The organism is Streptomyces sp. NPDC058671 (genome assembly GCF_042716475.1).
Taxonomy (GTDB): Bacteria; Actinomycetota; Actinomycetes; order Streptomycetales; family Streptomycetaceae; genus Streptomyces.
Genome location: NZ_JBHXSA010000023.1, coordinates 17,268 through 40,481, shown reverse-complemented (window position 1 = coordinate 40,481; position 23,214 = coordinate 17,268). Strand labels below are relative to the sequence as shown.

At 73.8% G+C, this 23,214-nt stretch carries 19 protein-coding genes; 7 read left to right on the top strand and 12 right to left on the bottom strand.

Annotated elements, in window-relative coordinates; all coding sequences use genetic code 11:
• Positions 1–10 precede the first annotated feature (10 nt).
• Genes ACFWV2_RS25865 through ACFWV2_RS25855 form a run of 3 tightly spaced genes read right to left on the bottom strand, consistent with a single transcriptional unit; the run spans position 11 to position 3,822 of the window.
• Entirely contained in the window at positions 11–1,498 is a 1,488-nt protein-coding gene (locus ACFWV2_RS25865) for a class I adenylate-forming enzyme family protein (protein WP_384408204.1), read from the bottom strand.
• Entirely contained in the window at positions 1,495–2,526 is a 1,032-nt protein-coding gene (locus ACFWV2_RS25860) for an FkbO/Hyg5 family chorismatase (RefSeq protein ID WP_384408202.1), read from the bottom strand. The genes ACFWV2_RS25865 and ACFWV2_RS25860 overlap by 4 nt, the downstream gene beginning before the upstream one ends.
• Positions 2,527–2,583: 57 nt before the next feature.
• A complete protein-coding gene (locus ACFWV2_RS25855) occupies positions 2,584–3,822 on the bottom strand; it encodes a cytochrome P450 (RefSeq protein ID WP_384408200.1) in 1,239 nt (412 codons plus the stop codon).
• A gap of 183 nt (positions 3,823–4,005) precedes the next feature.
• On the opposite strand from ACFWV2_RS25855, the gene ACFWV2_RS25850 reads away from it, so the two are divergent.
• On the top strand, positions 4,006–5,487 hold the full coding sequence (locus tag ACFWV2_RS25850; RefSeq protein ID WP_384408198.1) for an MFS transporter: 1,482 nt from the start codon (positions 4,006–4,008) through the stop codon (positions 5,485–5,487).
• 28 nt (positions 5,488–5,515) lie between these two features.
• Here ACFWV2_RS25850 and ACFWV2_RS25845 read toward each other — a convergent pair whose 3' ends face one another.
• The 8 genes from ACFWV2_RS25845 to ACFWV2_RS25810 all read right to left on the bottom strand — a co-directional run bounded on the left by ACFWV2_RS25845 (position 5,516) and on the right by ACFWV2_RS25810 (position 15,384).
• A complete protein-coding gene (locus ACFWV2_RS25845) occupies positions 5,516–6,748 on the bottom strand; it encodes a NikS protein (RefSeq protein ID WP_384408196.1) in 1,233 nt (410 codons plus the stop codon).
• The gene (locus ACFWV2_RS25840; protein ID WP_384408194.1) at positions 6,745–7,707 is read right to left on the bottom strand and encodes a PLP-dependent cysteine synthase family protein; all 963 of its coding nucleotides are present in this window, start codon (positions 7,705–7,707) and stop codon (positions 6,745–6,747) included. Before ACFWV2_RS25840 ends, ACFWV2_RS25845 begins: the two co-directional genes overlap by 4 nt.
• Before the next feature lie 49 nt (positions 7,708–7,756).
• On the bottom strand, positions 7,757–8,422 hold the full coding sequence (epsC, locus tag ACFWV2_RS25835; RefSeq protein WP_384408192.1) for a serine O-acetyltransferase EpsC: 666 nt from the start codon (positions 8,420–8,422) through the stop codon (positions 7,757–7,759).
• 30 nt (positions 8,423–8,452) lie between these two features.
• Entirely contained in the window at positions 8,453–9,721 is a 1,269-nt protein-coding gene (locus tag ACFWV2_RS25830) for an ATP-grasp domain-containing protein (RefSeq protein WP_384408190.1), read from the bottom strand.
• On the bottom strand, positions 9,718–10,968 hold the full coding sequence (locus tag ACFWV2_RS25825) for an ATP-grasp domain-containing protein (RefSeq protein ID WP_384408188.1): 1,251 nt from the start codon (positions 10,966–10,968) through the stop codon (positions 9,718–9,720). Before ACFWV2_RS25825 ends, ACFWV2_RS25830 begins: the two co-directional genes overlap by 4 nt.
• A 254-nt stretch (positions 10,969–11,222) precedes the next feature.
• A complete protein-coding gene (locus ACFWV2_RS25820; protein ID WP_384408186.1) occupies positions 11,223–12,140 on the bottom strand; it encodes a GNAT family N-acetyltransferase in 918 nt (305 codons plus the stop codon).
• Positions 12,141–12,235: 95 nt separating this feature from the next.
• Complete coding sequence (locus ACFWV2_RS25815; protein ID WP_384408184.1) at positions 12,236–13,198, bottom strand: UDP-glucuronic acid decarboxylase family protein; 963 nt, start codon at positions 13,196–13,198, stop codon at positions 12,236–12,238.
• A gap of 50 nt (positions 13,199–13,248) precedes the next feature.
• A complete protein-coding gene (locus ACFWV2_RS25810; RefSeq protein ID WP_384408182.1) occupies positions 13,249–15,384 on the bottom strand; it encodes an HAD-IIIC family phosphatase in 2,136 nt (711 codons plus the stop codon).
• 379 nt (positions 15,385–15,763) lie between these two features.
• Between ACFWV2_RS25810 and ACFWV2_RS25805 the strand changes: the two genes are divergently transcribed.
• The 6 genes from ACFWV2_RS25805 to ACFWV2_RS25780 are packed head-to-tail and all read left to right on the top strand — an operon-like array spanning position 15,764 to position 22,562.
• The gene (locus tag ACFWV2_RS25805) at positions 15,764–16,885 is read left to right on the top strand and encodes an aldehyde dehydrogenase family protein (protein ID WP_384408180.1); all 1,122 of its coding nucleotides are present in this window, start codon (positions 15,764–15,766) and stop codon (positions 16,883–16,885) included.
• Positions 16,882–17,541 carry a hypothetical protein gene (locus ACFWV2_RS25800; protein ID WP_384408178.1) on the top strand — a complete coding sequence of 220 codons (660 nt, stop codon included), beginning with the start codon at positions 16,882–16,884 and terminating at the stop codon, positions 17,539–17,541. Before ACFWV2_RS25805 ends, ACFWV2_RS25800 begins: the two co-directional genes overlap by 4 nt.
• A complete protein-coding gene (locus ACFWV2_RS25795) occupies positions 17,538–19,247 on the top strand; it encodes a thiamine pyrophosphate-binding protein (RefSeq protein ID WP_384408176.1) in 1,710 nt (569 codons plus the stop codon). Before ACFWV2_RS25800 ends, ACFWV2_RS25795 begins: the two co-directional genes overlap by 4 nt.
• Positions 19,244–20,614 (top strand): class I adenylate-forming enzyme family protein, encoded by a 1,371-nt coding sequence (locus tag ACFWV2_RS25790; RefSeq protein ID WP_384408174.1) that lies wholly within the window; start codon positions 19,244–19,246, stop codon positions 20,612–20,614. Before ACFWV2_RS25795 ends, ACFWV2_RS25790 begins: the two co-directional genes overlap by 4 nt.
• On the top strand, positions 20,611–21,753 hold the full coding sequence (locus ACFWV2_RS25785; RefSeq protein ID WP_384408172.1) for a beta-ketoacyl synthase N-terminal-like domain-containing protein: 1,143 nt from the start codon (positions 20,611–20,613) through the stop codon (positions 21,751–21,753). Before ACFWV2_RS25790 ends, ACFWV2_RS25785 begins: the two co-directional genes overlap by 4 nt.
• 26 nt (positions 21,754–21,779) lie before the next feature.
• On the top strand, positions 21,780–22,562 hold the full coding sequence (locus tag ACFWV2_RS25780) for a glycosyltransferase family 2 protein (RefSeq protein WP_384408170.1): 783 nt from the start codon (positions 21,780–21,782) through the stop codon (positions 22,560–22,562).
• A gap of 10 nt (positions 22,563–22,572) precedes the next feature.
• On the opposite strand, the gene ACFWV2_RS25775 is transcribed toward ACFWV2_RS25780, so the two are convergent.
• Positions 22,573–23,178: a hypothetical protein gene (locus ACFWV2_RS25775; protein ID WP_384408168.1), complete on the bottom strand. Its 606-nt coding sequence runs from the start codon at positions 23,176–23,178 to the stop codon at positions 22,573–22,575.
• Positions 23,179–23,214: the final 36 nt, after the last annotated feature.

The window sequence follows — 23,214 nt, the reverse complement described above, 5'->3', positions numbered from 1 at the left end:
GCCGTCCCGGTCAGTGCAGGGCGTCGTCGGCGGCGAGCGCGCGGATGGTGCGGCGCAGCAGCTTGCCCGTCGGATTGCGAGGCAGCCGGGTGACGAAGGTGACGTCTTCCGGCACCTTGTACCAGGTCAGGGACGATCGGCAGGAGTCGAGCAGTTCGTCGCGCAGCGCCTGGCCGGTGGCTTCGTCCACAGGATGGCGCAGAACGGCGTAGGCGCGCAGCACGGAGATGCCCGAGTCGCGCCGGACCGCGCACACGGCCGCCTCCTCGACGGCGGAGTGCGCCATGAGCCGGTCCTCGATCTCCGTGGGGTGCACGTTGATGCCCGCCACGATCTCCACGTCGTCGAGCCGCCCGTGGACGCGGACGAACCCGTCGGTGTCCATGACCGCGGCGTCGCTCGTGGCGTACCACTCGTCGGATGTCAGCCGGATCGGCGCGTGATCGCCGCTCGGGACGCCGAGCCCGATGGTCGGACCCGCGACCTCCAGACGCCCCTCGACGCCGGCCGCGACCGGCACGCCCTGGTCGTCCACGATTCGCAGGCGATACGGAGTGAGCACTCGGCCGAGGGTGAACTCGCGCACCGTGTCGGGCCCGTTGGCCAGCAGGGCGTGCCCGATCTCCGTGGTGCCGTACACGTTCAGGAGCCGGGGTCCGAGGACGCCGCGCAGCTCACGCTCCAGCGAATCGGGCAGGACCTCGCCCGCCACGACGGCCACTCGCAGCCCGTCCAGCACCCGACGGGCTTCGGGATGGCCGAGCATGTGGGCGAAGAAGGTCGGCTGGCTGTAGAAGACGGTGACGCCGTACTTCTCCAGCACGGCCAGCGAGTCACCGGGCGCGAGCCGCCGGGGCGTGAGCACCGTGGCGCCGCCGGTCAGCAGCGGGAAGAAGAGCGAGTTGCCCAGGCCGTACGCGAAGTTCATGCGCGGCACCGAATAGCTCACGTCGTCCGCGGTGACGCCGACGGCCGCGCCGGCCGCCCGGGTGAGGATCTCCGGGTCGCCATGCGTGTGGAAACAGAGCTTCGGACCGCCGGTCGTGCCGGAGGTGAACGCCGCGAACGCCGGGGCGTCGTCCGTCACGGGAGCGTACGGAGGTACGGGGGTGTCGTCGCCACGGAGCGCGTCCGGCGTGAGGACGGGCACCGTGAAGCGGTCCTCGAACCCGGGGTCCGACACCACGACTGAGGGCCGGGCGATGTCGGCGGCCCGGCGCATCTCGTCCGGGTGGAACATGGAGTTCACCGGAACGGCCACGGCCCCGACGCGCAGGGCACCGAGGAAGGCCCAGACGAACTCGATGCCGTCGGGCAGGGCTATCAGGACGCGCGCGCCCTGTCCCAGGCCGCGGGAGGCGAAGGCCGCCGCCGCGCGGTCCGCGCCCGCGAACACGTCCTCGAAGCGGTAGACGCTCTCGTCCACGAAGTACGCGGGGCGTTCCAGCCAGCTCCGGGACAGGGCGGTCTCCGCCAGGCGCCGGACGAAGTTGGTCATCGGCAGATCCCTTCGATCTCCACCAGCAGGTCAGGACGGCAGACGTCCACGTTGAAGAAGGCGAGGTCCGTGCCGGAGCGGAACGCCTCGGCGCACCGGGCGCGGACCGCCGGCAGGTGCTCGGCGTCGCGGACGTAGACCTTGACGCAGTCGAGGTCCGCCAGGCCGAAGCCGCCGGCGAGGCCGTGGCGTCGCAGGTTCTCCGAGGAGATCAGCGCCTCGATGTTGGCGAGGGTGACGTCGCACTGCCGCTCGACGTCGTCGTGGTGGACCGTGTCGTCGCCGATGATGCTGGCCGTCCCGGAGACGTACAGAGCCGCCCGGGTGCCGGAGCCCGGCTCCAGGAGCGTGGCGCGCGCGAAACTCGGCGACTTGGGGCCGTACCGCGTGGGGTACCGGTGCGCCGGAGTCTGACGCGGGTTCTCCAGGTGCCGGGCACGACCGGTGCGACAGGCCAGGAAGTACAGGTCGATGCCGGGACGCAGCGAGCCGATGCCGGTCGCGGCCGGCATGCCGTCGACCCGGCCGGACCAGCTCTCGAACGCCTGGGCGCGGCCCACACAGAAGTCCCGGTAGTTCTCCATGCCGTCGGCGTTGGCGTCCGTGATGGCGCCGACCATGTTCCACATGCGGAGCAGCTCGGTGTAGCCGAGCCGGCACATCAGCGTGAAGGCGTTCTCGTACACCGAACGGACCGTGTCGCGGTAGACGCCGCGCTCGTCGATCCGGACCGCGCAGAAGAAGGTCTCGCCGTCCTCGGCGTACACCAGCCCGCCCTCGCGGCCGGACCGCACCGGACGGTCGGTGGTCCACACCTCGGTGATCCGCTCGGTGGTGTCACCGGCCATGGCGATCCGGACCAGGGGGGCGCCGTCGTGCAGCATGGGCGGCCGGCCGCCGTGGCCGTAGGTCACCCTGCCGAGCACGTGCCGCCCGGTCGCGCGGGCCCGTTCCTCGTCGCCGGGCCTCACGAAGAAGCAGTCCAGGGCGGCCGTCAGGGGCGGCGCGCCGGGGTGCGTGACTGTCACGATGTCCTTCCCGCCGCGCCGGGCGCGGCATGGCGAGGGTGGTCGAAGGGCGGGTGGTTACGCGGGAGGTTCCGGCCAGGGAAGGTCCCGGCCGGCGAATCCGTCCGCGTCCACCCACAGCGCTCGCAGCCCGCGCAGCGCGCCGGCGGGCCGGTAGGACGGGCTGCCGAGGGCGAAGCGCGGTCCGAGGACGCGCTGGGTGAAGCGCACGAGTACGGTCCGGGCGACGAGCCGGGCCAGGGGAGCGCCGAGGCAGTGGTGCCGGCCCGCTCCGAACGCCAGGTGCGGCGAGGCGCCGTCGGGGGCGAAGACATCGGGGCTGGACGCGAGGGCCGGGTCGCGATGGGCCGCCGCGAGGAGCAGCACCATCAGGGTGCCCCTGGCCACCGGTGTCCCGCACAGGTCGAGGTCGGCGGAGGCGCGGCGCTGGACCATCTGGAGCGGTGGGTCGAGTCGCAGAGTCTCCTCCACCACGTGCCCCGCGTGGCCCGGATCCTTCCGCACGGTGTCGATCTCCTGCGGTGCCCGCAGCAGCGCCAGGACGCTGCCCGAGACGAGGGCGGCCGTGGTCTCGTATCCGGCACCCAGCAGGAAGCGGCCGACCGAGGCGGTCTTGGCGTCGGTGAGCCGTTCCCCGCCGTCGTCCACACGGATCAGCCGGGACAGCAGGTCGTCGCCGCCGTTCCGGCGACGCCGCTCGACGGCCTCGGCGAAGTACGCCTCCAGCTCGGTCTCCGCCTGCCGCGACCCGGCCAGGTTTGCCGGCCCGGCCGTCCCGGTGCCCGCGGGACCGGGGTCCAGGGCCGGGGCGAGCGCCACAGCCCGCCGGTGCAGCCACTGGGCGTCGGAGGCCGGCAGGCCCAGCAGGTGGGACAGGACGGCCATCGGCAGCGGATGGGCGAGATCGCTGACGGCTTCGAGGCGGCCGCGGGCGGCCACCGAGTCCAGACGGTCGTCGACGAGGCGGCGGACGAGCGGGGCCAGGTCCGTCACGGCGTCGGCGGAGAAGGCCCGGTCCGCCGCGCGGCGCAGCCGGGCGGCGGACACCGGACAGGCACCGGCGGAGGCCGGCGCGGTGTCCGTCGCCCGCAGGGCGGCCTCGCAGTGGGCGCGTGAGGAGAGGACGAGCAGGTCGTCACGGACCCATACGGGTCCCGCCTGCCGGATGCGGTTCAGCACGGGGTACGGGTCGGAGCCGACGTCGCCGCCGAGGAACCGCAGCACGAGGCCGCGCGCCTCCTCGTGGTCGGGTCCGTTCCCGGAGAGGAGGCGCACCGTCGAAGGACCGCTTTCCATCGCACAGCCTTTCTGCGTCTGGTTGCGTCGGCAGAATGTGCGGCCCGTCCCCGCGACGTCCATGCCGAGTTGCACAAGCCTCCGTGGCTTCCCCGACCCGCGAAGACTCAGCCAAGTCCGCTTGCCCCGCGCTCCGGCCACTCCTGGGATGGCGGCAGGACACGTGTGAGGGGATTGCGATACATGGCGGATGAACTCGTCGGCGAGAAGCCTGTCCCGCGGCTCGGGCAGCGGCGCGCGGGTGCCGGGACGGACCCGGCTCCGCCCCCGCCGAACCCTCGGCGCCGACAGGCACTGGCCCTGCTCCTGGTCGGCCCGTTCCTCTCGCTGTTCGACCAGTTCTGTGTCAATCTCGCCGCCCCGTCGATCAACCAGTCGTTCCGCCTCACCCCGTTCGAGTTCCAGGCGGTGGTCGGCGGATACGGTCTGGTCTACGGCCTGGGCCTCATCACCGGCGGGCGGCTCGGCGACCTGTTCGGGCGCCGGCGCATGTACCGGGCCGGCATCGCCGTCTTCGCGGTGACCTCGCTGGCGTGCGCCCTCGCCTGGTCCCCGGGCTCGCTCATCGCGGCCCGGCTGGCCCAGGGAGCGGCCGCGGCCGTCCTCCAGCCGCAGGTCCTTGCGCTGATCCGGACGCAGTTCCCGCCCGCCGAGCAGCAGAAGGCCCTGTCCTGGTTCGCCGTGTCGATGAGCCTGGGCATGGTCCTCGGCCAGATTCTCGGCGGGGCCCTGCCGGCCTGGGACCTGTTCGGCCTCGGCTGGCGCCCGGTCTTCCTCGTCGCCGTGCCGTTGTGCCTGGCGGTCCTCCTGCTCCTGCCCGTCACGCTGGAGGCCGACCGGCCCGCCCTCGCGGGCCGGGGGATCGACGTCACCGGTGCTGTGCTCAGTGCCGTGTCGATGGCCTGCGTGCTGCTGCCGCTCGCCGCGGTCAGTGAGTGGTCGTTCCTCCCGACCGGCCTGGCGGTGTGCCTCGCCGGATGCCTGCTCGCCGCCGTGTTCGTCCGGAACCAGCGGACCCGGGCCCGCCGGGGCCGGTCGGTGATGCTCCCCGTGGACCTGTTCGCCGTCCCTGTCTTCGTCCACGGCGTCCTGCTCAATTTCCTGCTCTACATGGCCAGCGTGCCCTTCGCCGTCGTCCTCGCCCTGTACCTCCAGGACGAGGCGGGGCTGAGCTCCGCCGCGGCGGGGCTGGCGTTCACTCCCGCCGCCGTCGCCATCGCCGTCGGCTCGAGGATCGCCGTACCGCTGCGGGCACGCTTCGGCGGGAGCGTGCTCGTCGCCTCGGCGGCCCTGATCGCACTCGGCCTCGCCGCGGCACCGGCCGCCGCCGCGCTGGAGAGCGACGGCGCGTCGCTCGCGCTGCTGCTGGTCGGCATGGCCGTCTACGGGGCGGGCAACGGAATGATCGTCCCTCTGCTGACGGGCACCGTGATGAGCCGGGTACCGCCGCAGGACGCGGGAGCCGGGGCCGGAGTGCTCGCCACCACTCAGCAGCTCGCGGCGGCCCTGGGCATCGCCGTCGTCGGCATCGTCCTCTACCCGTCCGAGCCGGCGTCGGGGCTGCGCTACACGCCCGCGATGATCACCGAGGTCGCCGTCGCGGCTCTCGCCGTCCTTCTCTCCGCCCGCCTGGCCGCCGTCGCGCGGCGCGGCGTGACGCCGTAGCCGGGGTGCCCGGCGACCGGGCGGGGCCTCAGCCGATGTCGAGCCCCTCCCGGAACCACGCCTCGGCGACCCGGATGCGCTCCTCCGTCTCCGCCCGGTCCGCCCCCTCGATCACGAACGCCGCGAGGAAGTCCCCGGAGTGCGAGGCGTCCTGGACGGTCTGGCCGACCTCCGCGTACGTCGTGTACTTCACGACCCCGGGCGGCAGCGTCGCCGGGTCCGGCAGGGACCGCAGCACGCCGGGACGCTTGGTGAAGAGCAGCTGACCGGCGAGCCGATCGGGATCCCTTCGCTCCCCGGCGTCGGCGGGCAGCCCCAGCTGCCGGCGGACCGGGTACTCCATCGGGTCGAAACCGAACAGCACCCGCTGCACGTCCCGTACCCCCGCCCCGCCGGCCCGGGAGGCGGCCTCGCACAGGACGAGCTCGCCGTCGGCGGTGTGGAACACCTCGATGTGGAAAGCGAAGTGCTCAGGCCCCCCGAACGCCTCCAGCAACCGCTCGCCGAAGTCGACGAGCCGCCGCGCCAGCGGATCGGCGGTGTCGAGCGCGATGTCGACCCGGCCCTTGCGGTCCCGGAAGTCGGCCAGCGCGTACTGGTACTGCGAGGGCCACAGGGTCGCGATCCGGCCGTCCAGGACGTTGCCGTCGATGTGACACATCGAGCCCACGACGAACGCCTCCGCCAGCCACTCCGGTTCTCCGTCCGGGGCGAGGAGCTCCGCGTCCTCCGCCCACGCGACGAGCTCCTCGCGCGTGCGCAGGACGGAGACGCCGACGGAGAGCAGCCCCTTGCGGGGCTTGACGACGACCGGCAGCCCGTGGCGCTCGGCGAAGCGGTCGAGGTCCTCGCGCGCACGCAGCAGCACATGGTCGGCGACGGGGATCCCGGCGGCCTTCGCGACCTGCTTCATCTCCCACTTGTCGCGGTACACCCGAGCGGACCCGGGCCGCTGCCCCGGCAGGTCGTAGCGCTCGCGCAGCGCGGCCGCCCGCTCGATGTCGAACTCCTGGCAGGCGACGACATCGGTGACACCGAACTCCTCGACGAGGGCGGCGGCCCGCTCGGCCACGTGCGGGCCGGTGTCGTAGTCCGACAGCACCTCGGCGTGCACGTAGGGCGCCCCGGTGGGCAGCTCCTCGCCGAACAGGGCGAGTTGTTCGGCCGAACCCAGCAGGACGATCTTCTCGCCGTGGTCGGCCAGCCACCGCTCGTAGGGGTTGGCGCGCAGCGAGCCGCGGTGCAGGACGAGCGTGGTCATGCGGAGCTCCCTTCGTTCCAGATGCTGACGTAGCGTTCGCCGGTGTCCGGCAGGATCGTCACGATCGTCCTGCCCGCGTAGGCGGGATCCCGGGCGAGCAGAGTGGCGCCGTACACCGCGGCACCCGAGGACAGCCCCGCGAAGAGGGCCTGCTCCCGGGTGAGGGCGCGGGCCGTCTCCAGAGCCGCCTCGTCGGAGCAGGTGAGCACCCGGTCGATGAGCGCGACATCCGTGGTGGGGGAGACGAAACCGCCGTTCAGCCCGGGAATGCGGTGGGACCCGCCATAGCCGCGGGAGAGGACCGGCGAGCCCTCCGGCTCGACCGCCACGATCTCCAGCTCCGGGTTGCGCTCCCGGAGGAAGCGGCCGGCGCCGGTCAGGGTGCCCCCGGTGCCGACCCCGGCGACGAGGACGTCGACCCGGCCGCCCGTGTCCGCCCAGATCTCGGGTCCCGTGGTCTCGTAGTGGGCCCGCACGTTGTCGGGGTTCTCGTGCTGGCGCACGTACCACGAACCGGGTGTGGCGGCCTGGATCTCCTCGGCCTTCGCGATGGCACCGGCGAACCGGTCGGCGCTGGGCGTCTGCACGATCTCCGCGCCGAGCGCGGTCAGCAGCCCGATCCGTTCGGGTGTCGCGCTGTCGGGCAGGACGACCACGCAGCGGTAGCCGCGCAAGGCGCACAGAGCGGCGAGGGCGATGCCGGTGTTGCCGGAGGTGGATTCCACCACGGTGCCGCCGGGGACGAGTTCACCCCGCTGTTCGGCGCCGCGGAGCATGACCAGGGCGGCCCGGTCCTTGCTGCTGGCGAAGGGATTGGCGGCCTCGATCTTGGCGAGGACCTCGGCTCCGGGCGCGCCGTCCGGAAGGGCGAGGCGGACCAGGGGGGTGTTGCCGATGAGTTCTTCGAGGCCGGCGGCGATGCGCCGCCGGGCGGGTGCGGCGAGGAGGTCGGTGGTCACCAGAGGACTCCAGGGGGTGTGAAGAGGTCGGGGGAGGAGGCGGAACGGGTCACCAGGAACCCGCCGAGGCGAGCACCCGCACGGCGTCGGGAACGGGCGGGGAGACGGGCACCGGGCCGACGGCCGGTTCGGCACCGGGCGCGGCGTCGGGGACCGCCCGCAGCGCGGGCGTGGACCGGACGACGGAACGCGCCGCGTACACCCGGGCCCCGGGAGGCAGGTCCTCGGTGACGGTGGCCATGGCGCCGATCAGGGCACGGTCGCCGATGGTGACCGGTCCGAGGACGGTCGCGTTCGCACCGAGGATCACGCCGTCGCCGACGACCGGATGCCGCCGGGCACCGGGCGGACGGTGGTTGTCGGCCCACCAGCCCACCGCCCCGAGCGTCACCTGCTGGTAGATCGTCACGTCGTCGCCGACGACGGCGGTCTGGCCGATCACCACGGACGCGCCGTGGTCGATGAAGACGCGGCGGCCCAGCACCGCGCCGGGGTGGATCTCGACGCCGGTACGGCGGCGGGCGACGCGGGCGACGGTCCGCGCGGCCGCGCGCAGCCGCCGGCGGTACAGCCGGTGTGCCACGCGGTGCGCCCACACGGCGGAGAGACCGGTGTGGCCGAAGGCCTCCCAGCGGCCGCCGAGGGACGGGTCACGGGCGACGACGACGTCCAGGTCCTCGGTCAGGGTCCGCAGTAGACCTGGCTGTTCGGGCATGCTGTCGACTCCTTTCGGCGAGGCCATCGGTCAGGCGGCCAGGACCGGCGCGTCCACGGCCGCCGGCTCGACATCGATACGGATCTCCTCGTGCACCAGGCGCTCGCACAGCTCCACCGCGCTGTCGGTGTCGGCGGCCACGGCGACGACACTCCCGAGGCGGTCCCAGTTGTCGTTCAGCGGTCGCACGGTGTCCCCCACGCGGACGGAGACCTGGGCGGCCAGGACGTCCGGCCGGGCACGGACCGTCTCCACTCCCGACACCGCGGTGACGGTGCCCGGCTCGCGCAGCACGGCGCGCATGACGGCCGCTGCCTTCGGCGCCGGTGCCGCGGCGAGCGGTTCGGTGAGCCCGAGCGGCCAGGCGGCTCCGTAGGCGATCATGTCGACGCCGTACGCGGCCTCGACGAGCTCGACGATGTTGTCCCCGCCCAGCCGGTTGTGGGACTCGATGACGACCGGGCCGCGCGAGGAGAGCCGGATCTCGGTGTGGCTGGGACCGTCCGTGACGCCCATGGCGGTCAGGAACTCCTCGACGGCGCCGGTCAGCCGCTCCCGGTCGGGGTCGGACAGACGGGCGGGAACGGCGTGACCGAGTTCGACGAAGTGCTCCTCCGCGGTCAGCTTCTCGGTGACGGCGACGACGACGTGGCGGCCGGCGAAGCTCAGGGCCTCGACGCTGAACTCCGGTCCGTCGATGTAGGACTCCATCAGGAAGCCGTCGACGGTGAACATGGTCGAGCCGCGGTCGGTCCGGCCGCCGTCCAGCTCCCGGACGCGCGCCCACACCCGGTCCAGGTCCTCCGGGCCCTCGGCGCGCAGCAGACCGAAGCCGGCGGTCGTGGAGACCGGCTTGAGGATGAACGGGAAGCCGGCCCGCTCGCCGAAGGCGTCGAGCGAGGCCCGGTCCTCCACCAGGGCGGCGTGGGGCACCGGAAGGCCGTGCTCGGCGAGGTGGCGGCGCATCAGCCACTTGTCGCGCATGCGGCGGCTCACCTCGTAGCGGCGGCCGTCGGTCAGCCCGAACAGGTCGCCCAGCCGGCTCGCCGGGTTCAGACCGGGCTCGGTGAGCGAGACCACGGCGTCCACGCCGTAGACCGCGTGGGCCGCCTCGGCGAACGGCCGCACGACGTCCCAGTCGGTGTAGTCGACGACGAGCAGCACGTCGGCGGCGCGGGTCTGGTACTCGGTGACCTTGTCGGGGTGCTGGATCAGGACGATCTTGACACCGAGCGCGGTGAAGCGCTCGACATGGGCGTCGACACCGCCGATCAGCAGGACGGTCTTGGCGTTGCTCATGAGAGGGATCCCTTCGGGGCGGCGAGCACGGCGTCGCGGACGTTCGCGCGCAGCAGCCCACGGACGCGGGCGACGCGGTCTGCGGCCTCGGCGGGGGACTCGGCGTCGACGACGGCATAGCCGTGGCGGGTGAACGAGCTGGTGGTGGGCGGCAGTTCGTCCCCGGGGGAGAAGGGGAAGTGCACCGCCTGGACGTAGGGCAGCGCGCGGACGGCGTCGAGGCCCTCGAGGGACTCCAGCCGGCCGGCGGGAAAGGAGAGGAAGCCGACGGACGCGGTGTGCCGCGGGGTGGGCGGCTCGACCGGTTCCCCGGCGAGGGTGCGGAAGATCGCCGCCTCGATGTCGTAGTCGGAGGCGGTCTCGATGAGCAGCGGGATCCGGTCACCGCCGAGCCGGGTCTGGGACTCGACGATGCGCGGGCCGCGCGCCGTGAGGATGACCTCGGTGTGCGCGGGGCCGAAGCGGTAGCCGGCCAGGTCCAGCAGCCCGATCACGACCGCGTGGATGGCGGTCCGCTCGTCCGGCCCGAGCGGGGCCGGGTGGACGTGCGAGGTCTCGACGAAGAAGGGGGCGCCCGTGGTGTGCTTGGCCGTGATGCCGATGACGTGGTGCACCCCGTCGGCGGAGAGGGTCTCCACACTGAACTCGGGGCCCCGGAGGTACTCCTCGACCAGGTACGGGCCCGGGAGACCGGCCTCCGTGACGCGGTCCGTCCATTCCTCGAGGTCGTCCGCGTCGTGGATCAGGGCGACGCCGCGGCTGCCGGAGGCCCGGGCGGGCTTGACGACGACGGGCAGCGGCAGCCGTTCCGTGGCGGCCGCGACCTCCTCGATGGTCCCGGCGGGCTCCGCGCGGACGACGGAGAGCCCGTGCTCGGCGAGGAGCGCGCGCATCGCGGCCTTGTCGTTGAGGACGGTGACGGCGGAGGCCGGGTTCGGGGAGACGCCGAGCGCCTCGGCCTCGGCGACGGCCGGGGGCATCGAGTCCTCGGCACCCAGATGGAGGACCGTGCCGATGTCGTGGGCGCGCACCGTCCCGGCGATGAGCGCACGCAGGCCGGCCTCGTCGGAGAAGTCGGTCAGCAGCAGTTCCCGGGCATGCTCGGCGACCTCGTCGAGGTACTCCTGCTCGCGCAGGGCCGGGTCCCAGATCGCCCAGACCTCGAAGCCCGCCTCGGCGGCCTTGCGGACGAACTGGCTGTAGGGCATCACCATCAGCAGCCGCCTGGGTGCGCCGGTGGGGTTCATGTCGAGGGGCTCCGTTCTCGTGGGACTTGGTCCGGTTCCGCCGGGCGCGGAGGCCCGGGAGGGCGGCCCGATGCCGGCGACTTCCCGAAGAAGCGCCGAGGGCCCGCCGATCGTTCTTCGGGAGGGGGAGAGTCGGTATCGTTGCGTCAGAAGTCGGACAGAGCTCGGTCGGGAGTGCTGTCCGCTGTCCGGTGTGGGGCCGGCCGGTGTCCGCCGGGGGGCGGTGCCGGCCGCGTCTTTCGTGGGGTGACGGGTCAGCCGTCGGTTCGGTCGAAGCGCATGAGGACGCGGGCGCCCTGAACGGCGAGCACGCGGCCGAGCGCCTCGTGCTCGTTCGGATCGCCGGTGTCCAGGGTGACCAGGGCACGCTCGACGCCGATCTCGCGCAGGTCGGCGAGGACGGCGGTGAGCAGGGCCAGACCGATGCCGAGGCCGCGGAAGGCGGGGGCCACGCACAGATCCAGGACACGGCCCTCCGTGCCGGAGGCCTGGGCCAGGACGTAGCCGACCGGGCGGCCCGCCATCTCGAGCAGCAGCGTCACCTCGCCGCTGTCGCGCAGCCGGTTCCGGCTCGCGCGGAAGGCCGCCGCGTCCTGCGTCTTGGGTCCCCTGGACAGACTGCGCAGATGCAGCGTGTGCAGCGCCTCGTCGTCCTGCGGCCCGGCCCGCCGGATGGTCCCGTCGTCGGGGAGCAGGGGCGGGAGTGCGGGAGCCCTCAGATCGATGTCGTACTGGCCCGAGGTCGCGCCAGGGACGAACCCCGCCTCCCCGAGGACGGACGGGACCACCGGATCGCCGCGCAGGACGCCTCCGACGGTGACGGCGTACGGCCTGCCGTGCTCCGCCTCCAGCTCGTCGACCCGGTCGAGGACGAGGCACAGCAGTGTGCGGGCCGCGCTCGGGCCGTGCGGGCCGGGCAGCGCCGTCAGCGCGGCGTCGACCGTGCTGCCGCGCGGCGTCAGGGCCGCCCAGGCGAGCACCTCGTCACCGGGACCGGTCAGGCACCAGCTGTTCTCCTCGTACCCGGGATGGCCGGTCTCCAGGAGGATGTCCTCCCGTGTGCAGGTGGCCACCCCCGTGATGTTCTCCTCGTAGGACCGCACCAGGCGGACCAGGCTGTCGAGCGGGACGTCGGCCGTTCGCCTGACGGCGAGCTGTCGGTGTGGGGCCATGGGTCGTGCCCCCCTTCCTGGGGGAATAGGGTCCGGCGGTCGGGCCGGAGTGTCGAGGGCCGGCGCCGGGTCGGCGGCGCCGGGTTCGGCCGGGATCAGGCGAGCGCGGGCAGGGCCTCCTCAGTGAGGGGAGAGGCGTCCCGGAACCAGGTGACGGTACGGGCGAGGCCCTCCGCCAGCGGGGTCCTCGGTGCCCAGCCCAGCTCCCTGTGGGCGGCCGAGATGTCGGGACGGCGCAGGCTCGGGTCGTCCTCGGGGCGGGGGACGAACGTCAGGACACTCGTCGACGCGCACACCTCGCGTACGGCCAGGGCGAGTTCGCGGACGGTCACCTCCTCGGGGTTGCCGAGGTTGACGGGGCCGGGAACGCCCGCCTCCAGCGCCGAGACGAGCCCTTCGACCAGATCGTCGACGTAGCACAGCGAGCGGGTCTGACTGCCGTCGCCGTGGACGGTCAGAGGCAGCCCGGCCAGCGCCTGCGTGAAGAAGGCGGGGACGGCGCGCCCGTCGTCGGCGCGCATCCGCGGGCCGTACGTGTTGAAGATCCGCACGATGGTGGTCCGCACCCCGTGGGTGCGCCGGTAGGCCGCGGTGAGGGCCTCGCCGAAGCGCTTGGCCTCGTCGTACACCGAGCGCGGCCCGATCGGGTTGACGTTGCCCCAGTAGCTCTCGGGCTGCGGGTGGACCTGCGGATCGCCGTACACCTCCGAGGTGGAGGTCAGCAGGAACGCGGCGTCGTCACGGCGGGCCAGCTCCAGCGCGTTGCGCGTGCCGTACGAGCCGACGAGCAGGGTCTCGACCGGCAGCCGCAGGTAGTCGAGCGGGGAGGCCGGCGACGCCAGATGGTAGACCGCGTCCACCCGGCCGGGTATCTCCAAGCCCTCGGTGACGTCCTGGTGCACGAAACGGAAGCGCGCGTGGTCGAGCAGGTGGGCGATGTTCTCGGCCCGGCCGGTGGACAGGTCGTCCACGCAGACGACCTCGTTCCCCCGCGCCAGAAGCCGTTCGCACAGGTGCGACCCGACGAATCCGCCGCCTCCGGTGACTACTGCTCGCACGGTCTTTCCCTTCTGATGAGTATCTCGGTCCGCTGCCCCGCGTCGTCGGTCTAATGCCCTCCCGCGCCGACGGCCGTCCCGGAGACGACCGTCACGGGCAGCGCGGACAGGTCCGGCAGCCTCTCCGGATCGGTCAGCACGTGCCGGCCCTCGCCGTCGTCCGCGGCGAATCCGGCGTTCAGGAACAGCTCGCGCGCGGGTGTGTTCCGGTCCGTGACCGCGATCCGGCCGCCGAGTCCCGCCAGACGGGCGGGCTCGCCGTCGGAGCCGTCCCGCACCGCGGCGACCAGGAACGGCACCGCGACGTCGAGACCGATGACCCGGCAGCTCAGCGCGAAGGCCGCCACCTCCCCGCCGCGCACCAGACAGGCACCGGTCATGCCGTAGTCGGCGAACCGGTCGGAGACGTGCGCCACGTGCAGGCGCGCGTCCGGTTCGGCCAGAACGCGCCGGAGCTCCTCCGGCGTGGTGCGCCAGGCCGTCGTCGTGAACTGATTGGTCCGGTTGAACAGCTCGGCCACCCGGTCCAGGTGTTCCTCGCCGGCCCGTGCCACGCGGACCTCCACGTCGAGCGAGCGCAGGAACGCGTCCCGGTCGACCTCGGCGGCCAGTTCCTCGCGGCGCAGCATCGCCCGGGTGGTCTCGGTCCGCCGCGCGGCCTCGTGCGTACGCCGGCCGCCCTCCAGAGCGGGATGGGACAGCAGCAGTTCACGGAAGCCGTGCACCGGTCCCTCGGCGATGTGCAGACCGGGGAGCGCGGCGCCGACCTCGGCCCGTTCGACCGGGTTGTCGTCCAGGAAGAGGACCTGCTCGGGCGCGAAGCCGAGCCGTGCGCAGATGTCGGCGACGGCGGCGGACTTCGCCTCCCAGGTGATGCGGTGGAGAACGAAGTCGTCCGGGGAGAGCAGCAGTCGACTGCCCGCCTTCTCCCACACTCCGAGCGTCGCGTGCGGGTCGCCCTTGCTGGAGGTGGCGAGGAGCACACCGCGGCTCTTGAGGACGGACAGGGCCTGATGCAGCCCGACGTGCATCCAGCGGCTGGTGGCGTCCGAGTCGAGCCAGCCGAAGCCGTCGTCGGCGGCGATGCCCGGCCACAACGTGCCGTCGAGGTCGGTCACGACCAGCTTGATCCGCCCGGTGGCACGGTGGGCGCGCAGGCAGGCCAGGTACTCGCCGGCCAGGACGCGGCCGAGCGCCGGAAGCTGGTGGGGCCGTTCGTCGAACGGGTCGACGGAGCCGCCGTGGTGGCCGAAGGGGAAGACGAGGTCGTCGAAGAGCGCGGGCGCGCCGTGCCGGGCGACCAGCCGTTCCTCGTCGACGACCATCAGATTGGCGTACCGCCGCACGCACCGGTCGACGTGCGCGTTGAGCTCGGCGACGACGCGGCGCAGCCCGAACTCCTCGGCGAAGTCGAAGCGGCCGAACGGGGACACGGCCGGCGGCCCGAAGTTGTGGACGAGGCCCAGGGAACCTTCGAGCGCTTCGGCGAGGGCACGGACGGCGACCGTCAACGCGTTCTTCATCAGGGCCAGCGTGCGTGCCCGCTCCTCGTCGCCGAGGGTGTGCGCGCCGTCGAACAGGCCCGTGAGGAAGGGCTGGACACCCGGCTGGTAGACCGTCACGTCGGGGCGGGAGCGGGCGACCGCACGTGCCAGATCGGCGGACGGGCCGGGCCACATGTGCTCGGTCCGCACGTCGAGACCGAGGTCCTGCCCGAGGGCGTGCAGGGGCTCCTCGGCGAACTGGGTGACACAGCCGCCGATCAGGAGCACGCGCACCCGCTCCCCGGGGCCCCGGGCGGCAGCGGCCGCCGACGTCAGACGCTGAGGCAGGCCGTAGCGGGTGACCGGCCAGGAGCCGGCGGACGCGCCTGCCGGGTCCTGACCGGAGCTCTCGGGACGGTCCGCGAACGAGGCGCGCAACGCCGCCGCCTCGTCGGTCCCGTCCGGCACGATCAGCTGCCGCTCCGTGAGCGCCCGGAAGACGGCCGGGGCGGCGGCCGCGTCCGGTGCCAGCGCGGTGAACGCGGCCCGGTCGAACGGCGCGTCGGCCAGCGTGCGCACGAGGTGCTCCCAGGGCGCGTCCAGGACGATCCGCTGCTGGTGCGGCCCGTGGGAAAGAAGAATTCCGGAATCCAGAACGACCGTGGAAAGGAAGGCGCTGAAACGGAATGTACGGATATTCACAGCAATTCTCCCTTCTCCGCGAGCGGCTGGATTCCGGCGTCGACGCGGGGGGACGTGCCGACGTATTCCGGATGCTACTGGCCGTCCCGGCACCCGCGTTCTCCGAGAATGCGGAGTGGACTCGGACCTGTCCGAAGAGAGCACGAACCGAGATGCGCGAGAGCACCCGCGCGGGAGACGCTTCCTGATCGAGCCCGAAGGTCACGGGCAGGTGCAAGGGGGTACGCGCATGCACAGCGGCGTCATCGACGCAGGGCCGGGAACGGCATTTCCGGACGGTTCGACGGACCGGCGGGCGCACCCGTCGAGACAACTGCCCGCCACCACGGAAACGATCGTTCCGGGTGTTGTCGACGCGCTTCTGCGGAACCGGGACGCATTGCACTCCGTTCTCACCCGCGTCGCCACCGCGGAGGCCGCCACGGACGAACTGTTCCGTTCGCTGCGCGCCCTCTCCGGCGCCCCGTGGGAACTGCTGCGTAATTCTCCCGCCCGACTCGGCCGCCTCGCGACCTTCCTGCCGTCGAACAACCTGCTCTACTCCTACGTCCTCTTCGGCGTGATCCCCTCGCTCTACACCGACGAGGTCCGCATCCGGCCCTCGGCACGGGTCGCGCCCGCGGCCATGGCCGTGCACGAGATCCTCGGGCCGCAGCTGCGCGGCCTGGGCGGCGGACGGATCATCATGGCGCCCTCCTCGCAACGGGAGTTCCTCGCCGACTGCGCCCGCTCCGACGCCGTCGTCTTCACCGGGCAGCCGGACAACGGGGAGAAGGTCGCCGCCCACCTCCCCGCCGACTCGCTGCTGCTCACCTTCGGCTCCGGCCCCAACCCGCTGGTCGTCGGACCCGAGGCCGACCCCGAAGCCGTCTGCCGTACCGTGCTCGACGCGCGGCTCTACAACTCGGGGCAGGACTGCCTCTGCACCGACATCGTCCTGGTCCATCGTTCGCTCGTGCGCGAGGTCGTGCCCCGGCTCGCCGACGCGCTCGCCGGGGTCCGCGTCGGCGACCGCCGCGATCCCGGCACCCGGGTCGCACCGCTGGTCTACCCGGACGCCGTGGAGGACGCGGCCGGATTCCTCGCGGGGCACCGCGAGTTCACGGTCCAGGGAGGCGGGGTCGACGGGGCGCGGCATGTCGTCGAACCGACACTGCTTCACCTGCCCTGGCAGGACGCGTTCCACCCGCCGGAGTTCTTCTCCCCCGTCGTGTGCGTCATGGAGTACGACGCCCCCGGGCAGATCACCCGCTGGCTGCACTCCCCCGAGGAGACCGCCCGCGGCATGTACGTCTCGGTCTTCGGGGAACCGGCTCTCGCCGGAGCCGCGCGCATCGCGACCAGTGTCGTCTGCCACGAGCGCATCACCTTCGACGCCGAGGACGGCAACCGGCCGTTCGGCGGCTACGGCCTCCGGGCCGGCAACGTCCGCCGTCGCGGCACGGCCACCGGCCGACCCCTGCTCCTGTCCGCCGAGGCCGGTATCCGGGCCGGATCGTGAAGGCCGTCCTGGACGCTCCCGTCGTCCGGGGGCGTTCCGCCGACGATCCGCCGCCCCTGCCCGTCACCGGCGCCCGCCGCCTCCTCGCCGAACCGGAGGCCGTGGACGCGGTCGGCGAGGCCCTCGCCGCGCTGCACGGTACCGACGGGTCACCCCGCACCGTGCCGGTGATCCTCGCCGCCACCGACTACTGCGTGCGTGCCGCCGACGCGTTCGCCGCCCGCTGTGACGATCCGGCGCGCCGACTGCGCCCCTCGGACTCCGTGGCCCTCGAAGCCTCCGGTCTCCTCCAGCGGTTCACCGCCCTGACCGGCTGGCAGGGCCCCGGCTACGCGATCGCCGAGCCCGACGGCGACGGCGACGCGGCCCTCCGTTTCGCCCGCGCACTCGTCGAGTCGGGCCGGGCCCCGTCCGTCTACCTGTGCGAAGTCCTCCGGCGCGCCGACACGGGAGCCTTCTGGGCCGTCGCGACCCGCGTCCACCAGGAGACGGCGGTCCGCCCCGGCCGCCGGTCCACCGAGGCCGGGGGCCACCCCCCGGCCCCGGCCGACGGCACCGCCCTCGGGCTCGACCCCGTCACCAGCCGCCGCAGTGCCGTCCTGCGCGCGTCCGTCCGTTCGTCGTCCCCCGATCCCGCCGAGGAGCAGCTGCCGTGAGCGCGACCACCGAGACCCACCCCTGGCACGTCGCGGCCGTGACCCTCGCGGACGCCGGATGCGACGTCGTCGTCGGACTGCCCTCCGACGAGCCCGGCCTGATGGACGCCGCACGCGCGGTACCGGGGCTGCGGGTGCTCGGGGTCCGGGACCAGCGGGCGGGAGCCTGTGCGGCCATCGGGCACGCGGCCGTCTCCGGGCGGCCCGCCGTCCTCGCCGTCAACTCCGGCCCGAGCTTCGCCAACGCCCTCACCGGCCTTCTGGAAGCCTCCTCGCTGGGCGCCCCCGTCGTCGTCGTCAGCACCCGGGTACCGGCCCTCGGCATCGGACGCGGCGGCTTCCAGCACACCGACCAGGCGGCCATGGCCGGGCCCCTCACCAAGTGGAGCTTCCTCGTAGAGGATCCACGACAGCTGACCTGGGCGCTGCGCCGGGCCGTCCACCTCGCGGTCAACGGCGCCCCGGGCGTGGTCCTGGTGGAGATCGCCGACGAGGTCCTGCGGGCCCCGGCACCCGAGCGGCGGCCCGCCCCGCCGGTGCGCCGCCTGCGCTTCGCCGCCGACGTGGAGGAGGTGCGCCGCGCCGCGGCCCTGCTGGCGGCGGCGCGGCTGCCGGTCGTCGTCGCCGGCGGCGGCTGCAAGCCCGCGGGAGCCGGCAGCGCCGTGCGGCGCCTGGCAGAGCTCCTGGGCGCGCCGGTCTTCACGACGGCCGCCGGACGGGGTGTCCTCGACGAGGAGCACCCGCTGGCCTGCGGCCTGGTGGGCCTCTACACCACGCCCCCGGCGGACCGCCTGCTCGGCGACGCCGACGTGGTCCTCGCGATCGGCTCCCGCCTGGAGGAGACCGCTCGCATGGGCTGGGACGGCCTCGACGAGAAACGGCTCGTGCACGTCGACGTCGATCCGGCCGTGTTCCTCACCGCCCTGGAGCCGGAGGTCGCCCTGCTCGGTGACGCCGCTCTCGTGGCCGGCCAGCTCGCCGACGCGCTTGAGGCCGACCCGCCGGCCGCGACCGAGGCCGGTGCCGCCCGCCGCGCCGGGATCGCCGCCGTACGCGAGGAGATGCGCGCCCGCCACACCCCTGTCACGACGGACGGACCGGAGCTGACCGTCTCCGAGGCGCTGCGGCTGCTCCAGCGGTCGGTGACACGCGACGCCACCCTTGTCCAGGAGAACGGGCTCCACGACATGTGGGGATACCACCACCCGGTGGTGTCCGTCGGCGACCGGGCCCGGGTCATCACCCCCGGCGAACAGACCATGGTCGGTTTCGGCCTCCCGGCGGCCGTCGGCGCGGCGCTGGCCGACCGCTCCCGGAGGACCGTCCTCGTCTGCGGTGACGGTGCGTTCGAGATGGGGCTCGCCGCCCTGCCCACCGCCGCCGAGCTGAACCTGGGGCTGACCGTCCTGGTCCTGGACAACCGCGGCTACGGCTGGCCCCGGTTCGTCCGCGCCGGGGAAGAGGCGCCGGACGACCTCACCCGCTTCACCGCTCCCTCGCACACCGACGCCGTCGTCCGCGCGCTCGGCGGCGACACGGCGCGCTGCACCACGGCCGCCGAACTCGCCACCGCCCTCGACGCCGCGGCCAGGGCCCACGCCGAGGGCCGTACCACCGTCATCACGGTGCCGGTCCACGACGACGACGTCCCCGTGGGCGTACGCCGCGTCTTCGACACCGTCCCGACCACCGGGGCCGAGGCGTGATCCCCCCGCCCGGGGCCGCCGGGCCGCGCCTGACCGTCGACGGAGAGCACGTCCCGCCTGGTCGTCTGGCCCGGCTGGCGGCCCGTACCGCGCGGGAACTCGACGCGGCCGGAGCCGGACCCGGACGGGCCGCCGCACTCGCGTGCGACCACCCGCTGACCGCCGTCGTCGCCACGCTCGCCGCCGAGGCCGTCGGCGCGCCGCTGCTGCTGGACGGCGCCGCTCCCGCCCGCAGCGTCCCCCCGGCTGCCGTCGTCCACGCCACCACCACCGGGGAGCCCGTCGTCACCCGGGCCGGGCGCCCGCTCGACGTCCCCGAGGCGACCGCCGCCGTCTTCTGGACCTCCGGCAGCTCCGGCGATCCGAAGGCGGTCGCCGTCTCCGCCGCGGCCCTCGCCCACCAGGGCCGTGCCACCGCCGCCCGCATGCGGGTGACCGCCGATGACCGGCTGCTGCTCCCGCTGCCCTTGCGGCACGCCTACGGGTACAGCGTTCTGAGCGTGTGGCGCACCACGGGCGCCCACCTGTACGTCGAATCGGGATTCCACCTGCGTGGCACGATGGCCCGGCTCGTCACCGAGGGAATCACCTCCCTGGACGGCGTGCCCACCATGTACCGGATGCTCACCGCCGAGGCCGCCCGGGACCCCGAGGCGGCCCGGGCACTCGCGGCCCTGCGCATCCGAGGCTGCGGTGGTGACGTGCTCACCCCCGCCCTGTACGACGACTTCCTCAGGGCCACCGGCGTACCCCTGCACGACGGCTACGGCCTGAGCGAGGCCGGGCCGAACGTCGCGCTGAACGCCCCGGGTGACGTACGTCCGGGTACGGTCGGGAAACTCCTCGACGGGGTCGGGGCCCGGCTCGCCGGCCCCGAGCACGAGATCCAGATCGCGAGCCCGAGCCTGATGCTCGGCTACCTCGACCCGGCCACCGGCTCCCTCGACCGCGGGGCGTTCACCGCCGACGGCTGGCTCCGCACCGGGGACACCGGCGCCGTCACGGCCGACGGGTGGCTCACCGTCGGCGGCCGCATCAAGGAGGTCCTCGTCGTCCACGGCGAGACCGTCGCCCCCACCGTCGTCGAGGACGCGGTGCGGGCCGCGGACGGCGTCACGGACGTCGCCGTCGTCGGCGTCCGCCGCGGCGACCGCGGCGACACCGTGTGGGCGTTCGTGGAGAGCCTGGACGCCGACAGGACGGCACTGGCCGGCCGGGTGGCCGAGGCCTGCAGGCGCCGACTGCCCCCGCACGCCCGCCCCCGCACGGTCCGGGTGGTGCCCGCGCTGCCTCGCACCGGCAGCGGCAAGTACGACCGGGTCCGGCTGCGCGCCTGGGCCTCGGACGAGACGGCGGCCGCGGCATGACCGCCGTCGCCCTGGCCGGCACCGGTCTGATCAGCCCGCTCGGCCCCACACCGGCCGCGTTCTGGCGGGGCCTCCTGGACGGGCGGCGTGCCTTCGGCGAACTCCAGGGCATCGAAGGCGAGTTCCGCAGCCGTGTGGTGGCCGCCGTGCCGTTCGGCGACTGTCCCGCCCCGGCCGGTCGCCGCAAGGAGGCCCTCGCGGCGACCGCCGCCCGCCAGGCGCTCGACGCGGCAGGTCTGCCCGGCCTTCCCCAGGGCTCCCTGCTCGTCGTCGTCTCGCAGACACCCGTGCTGACCGCCCCGGAGGCCGAGCGGAACGGCGACTTCGCCGGTCCGCGCCCGGCGGCGCTGCTCGCCACCTGCCGCGCCGACGCCCGCCGCACGACCGTCGTCCACCTCTCGCACGCCTGCGCCTCCGCCGCGTTCGCCGCCTCCTTCGCCCGCGACTGGCTGCTGTCCGGCCTCAGCACGACCGCGCTCGTCGTCGGGGCGAGCGCCCTCAACCGGTACGAGTACGCCAGCATGGACGTCGTCAAGACGCTCAGCCCGCACGGCGCCCGGCCCTTCGACGCCGAACGGGACGGCATCACCGTCGGCGAGGGTGGCGGCGCTTTCGTCCTGGAGACCGCCTCGGCCGCCCGCGCCCGGGGCCACCGGCCCGAAGCCTGGCTCACCGGAGCCGCCTGCCTGGTCGACACCTCTCAGGCGGTCGCCTCCGCGCCCGACGCCATCCGGGACTGCATGCGTGCCGCGCTCGACGACGCCGGCGTCCGCCGCGTCGACTACGTCCACGCGCATGCCACCGGCACCGCGCAGGGCGACGCCGCCGAGGCCGAGGCCGTCGCCGAACTCGCCCACGCCCTCGGCGCCGCCGCACCCCTGCCGATGAGCTCCCACAAGGGCGCGATCGGGCACCTGCTGCACGCCTCGGCCTTCCCCGGCCTGGCGGCGGCGGTCGGCTTCCTCCGCGAGGCGTGGATCCCCGGCACCCCCGGACTGCGCCACCGGGCGCCCCTGCCCGACGGAGTCACGGCTGTCGCCGAGCCGCGCCGGGCACCCACGGCCGAACACGTCCTGGTCAACAGCTTCGGCTTCAGCGGGAACAACGCCTCGCTGGTGCTGTCCGCCGCCCACCGCTGAACCGCGCACCCACGAGGAGAGAACCCATGACCGTCACCGTCGTCACTCCGACCAGGGGACGGCCCGCCCTGCTGGAGCGGGCCCTGCGCTCGGTCACCGCCCAAGAGGGTGTGACCGCCGCCCATGTCGTGGTCGGCGACGACTGCCCGTTCCTCGGGGACGAGGTCATCCGCCGGACCCTGGAGGTGGAGTTCCCGCACGCCCGGTTCGTCAACGTCACGCCCGGCGACCACCCGCTGATGCCCCGCGACTACCTGCCGGCCCGGCTCGCCTACCTGCGCAATCTCGGCGTCTCCCTCGCCGGCACCCCGTACGTCGCCCACCTCGACGACGACAACGCCTACGCCCCCGACCATCTGAGCTCCCTGCTGGAGCTCCTCGAGCGCACCCCCGGCGCCGAGGTCGCCCACAGCTGGCGCCGCCTGCTCACCCACGCCGGCGCCGACTTCGTGCCGGACGGCGAGGACCCGTGGCACCCGGTCCCCCGTCAGCGGGCCGCGTCCTACCGCTCGCTGGTCGACCAGGGCGTCTTCGTCCCCGGCTCCTCCGTCGTCCGCGACGCGATGCGCGTGATCGACGGAAAGCTCCTGAGCCGGGTCGACACCAACGAGCTGCTGGTGCGCCGTGAGACCCATGCGCGGATCCCCTTCCCCACCACGTACACGGTGTGGCAACGCATCCTGGAGACCACTGAGGACATGGCCCTCTGCCAGGAGCTGCTGCGCCACGGCGTCACCACGGTGTGCAGCGGACGACCCACCGTCGACTACTACATGGGCGGCTTCTCGAACGCCGCCGCCCTGGCCTGAACGTCCCCGCTCACAGAAGGGCGGCGAGCCGCTCCACGGCCCGGGAGTCCAGGTCGTGGAGGCGCTCCGCCCGCTCCGAGCACAGGCCGAGCGTCTCGGCCGACCAGGAGCGGCCGAGCAGGAAGACCAGCCGGGCCAGTTCCACGAAGCCGTCGGAGGACGCTCTCAGCAGCTCCGCCGCCTCCCGGGAACCCGCGGTGGTGTCCCCGTCGAGGACCGCCGCGAGCAGCTGACGGTCGCCGGAGACCTGCCGCTGCAACGGCCCCGACACGCGCATGCGCAGGATCGACGACCGGCTCGGGTGGTCCTCGAGTCCGGCCAGGACGTCGGGCAGGGTGCTCAGTCCGGCGAGGCCCTCGTGCGGCGATGCCGGTTCGGTCATGTTCCGTACCGAACGGGTCAGCAGCGCGTGCCGCTCGTCCGCCCAGTCCGCGGAAGGCGTCCCGGTGTCCCACACCAGCACCGGGGCGCCCGCGAGGCCCCGGCGCAACTCCTCCACGGGGAGGATGCCCCGGTTGTCCGTGAAACCGGCGCTCCTGCGGGTGTTGCGGTCGGGGGCCCCGTCATGGGCGCCGGCCTGGGCCTGGCACGAGCTCGGGGTGGGGGGGGCGCCCAAACGGTCCCCCGAGAAAAAGTGGGGGGGCGGGACCGC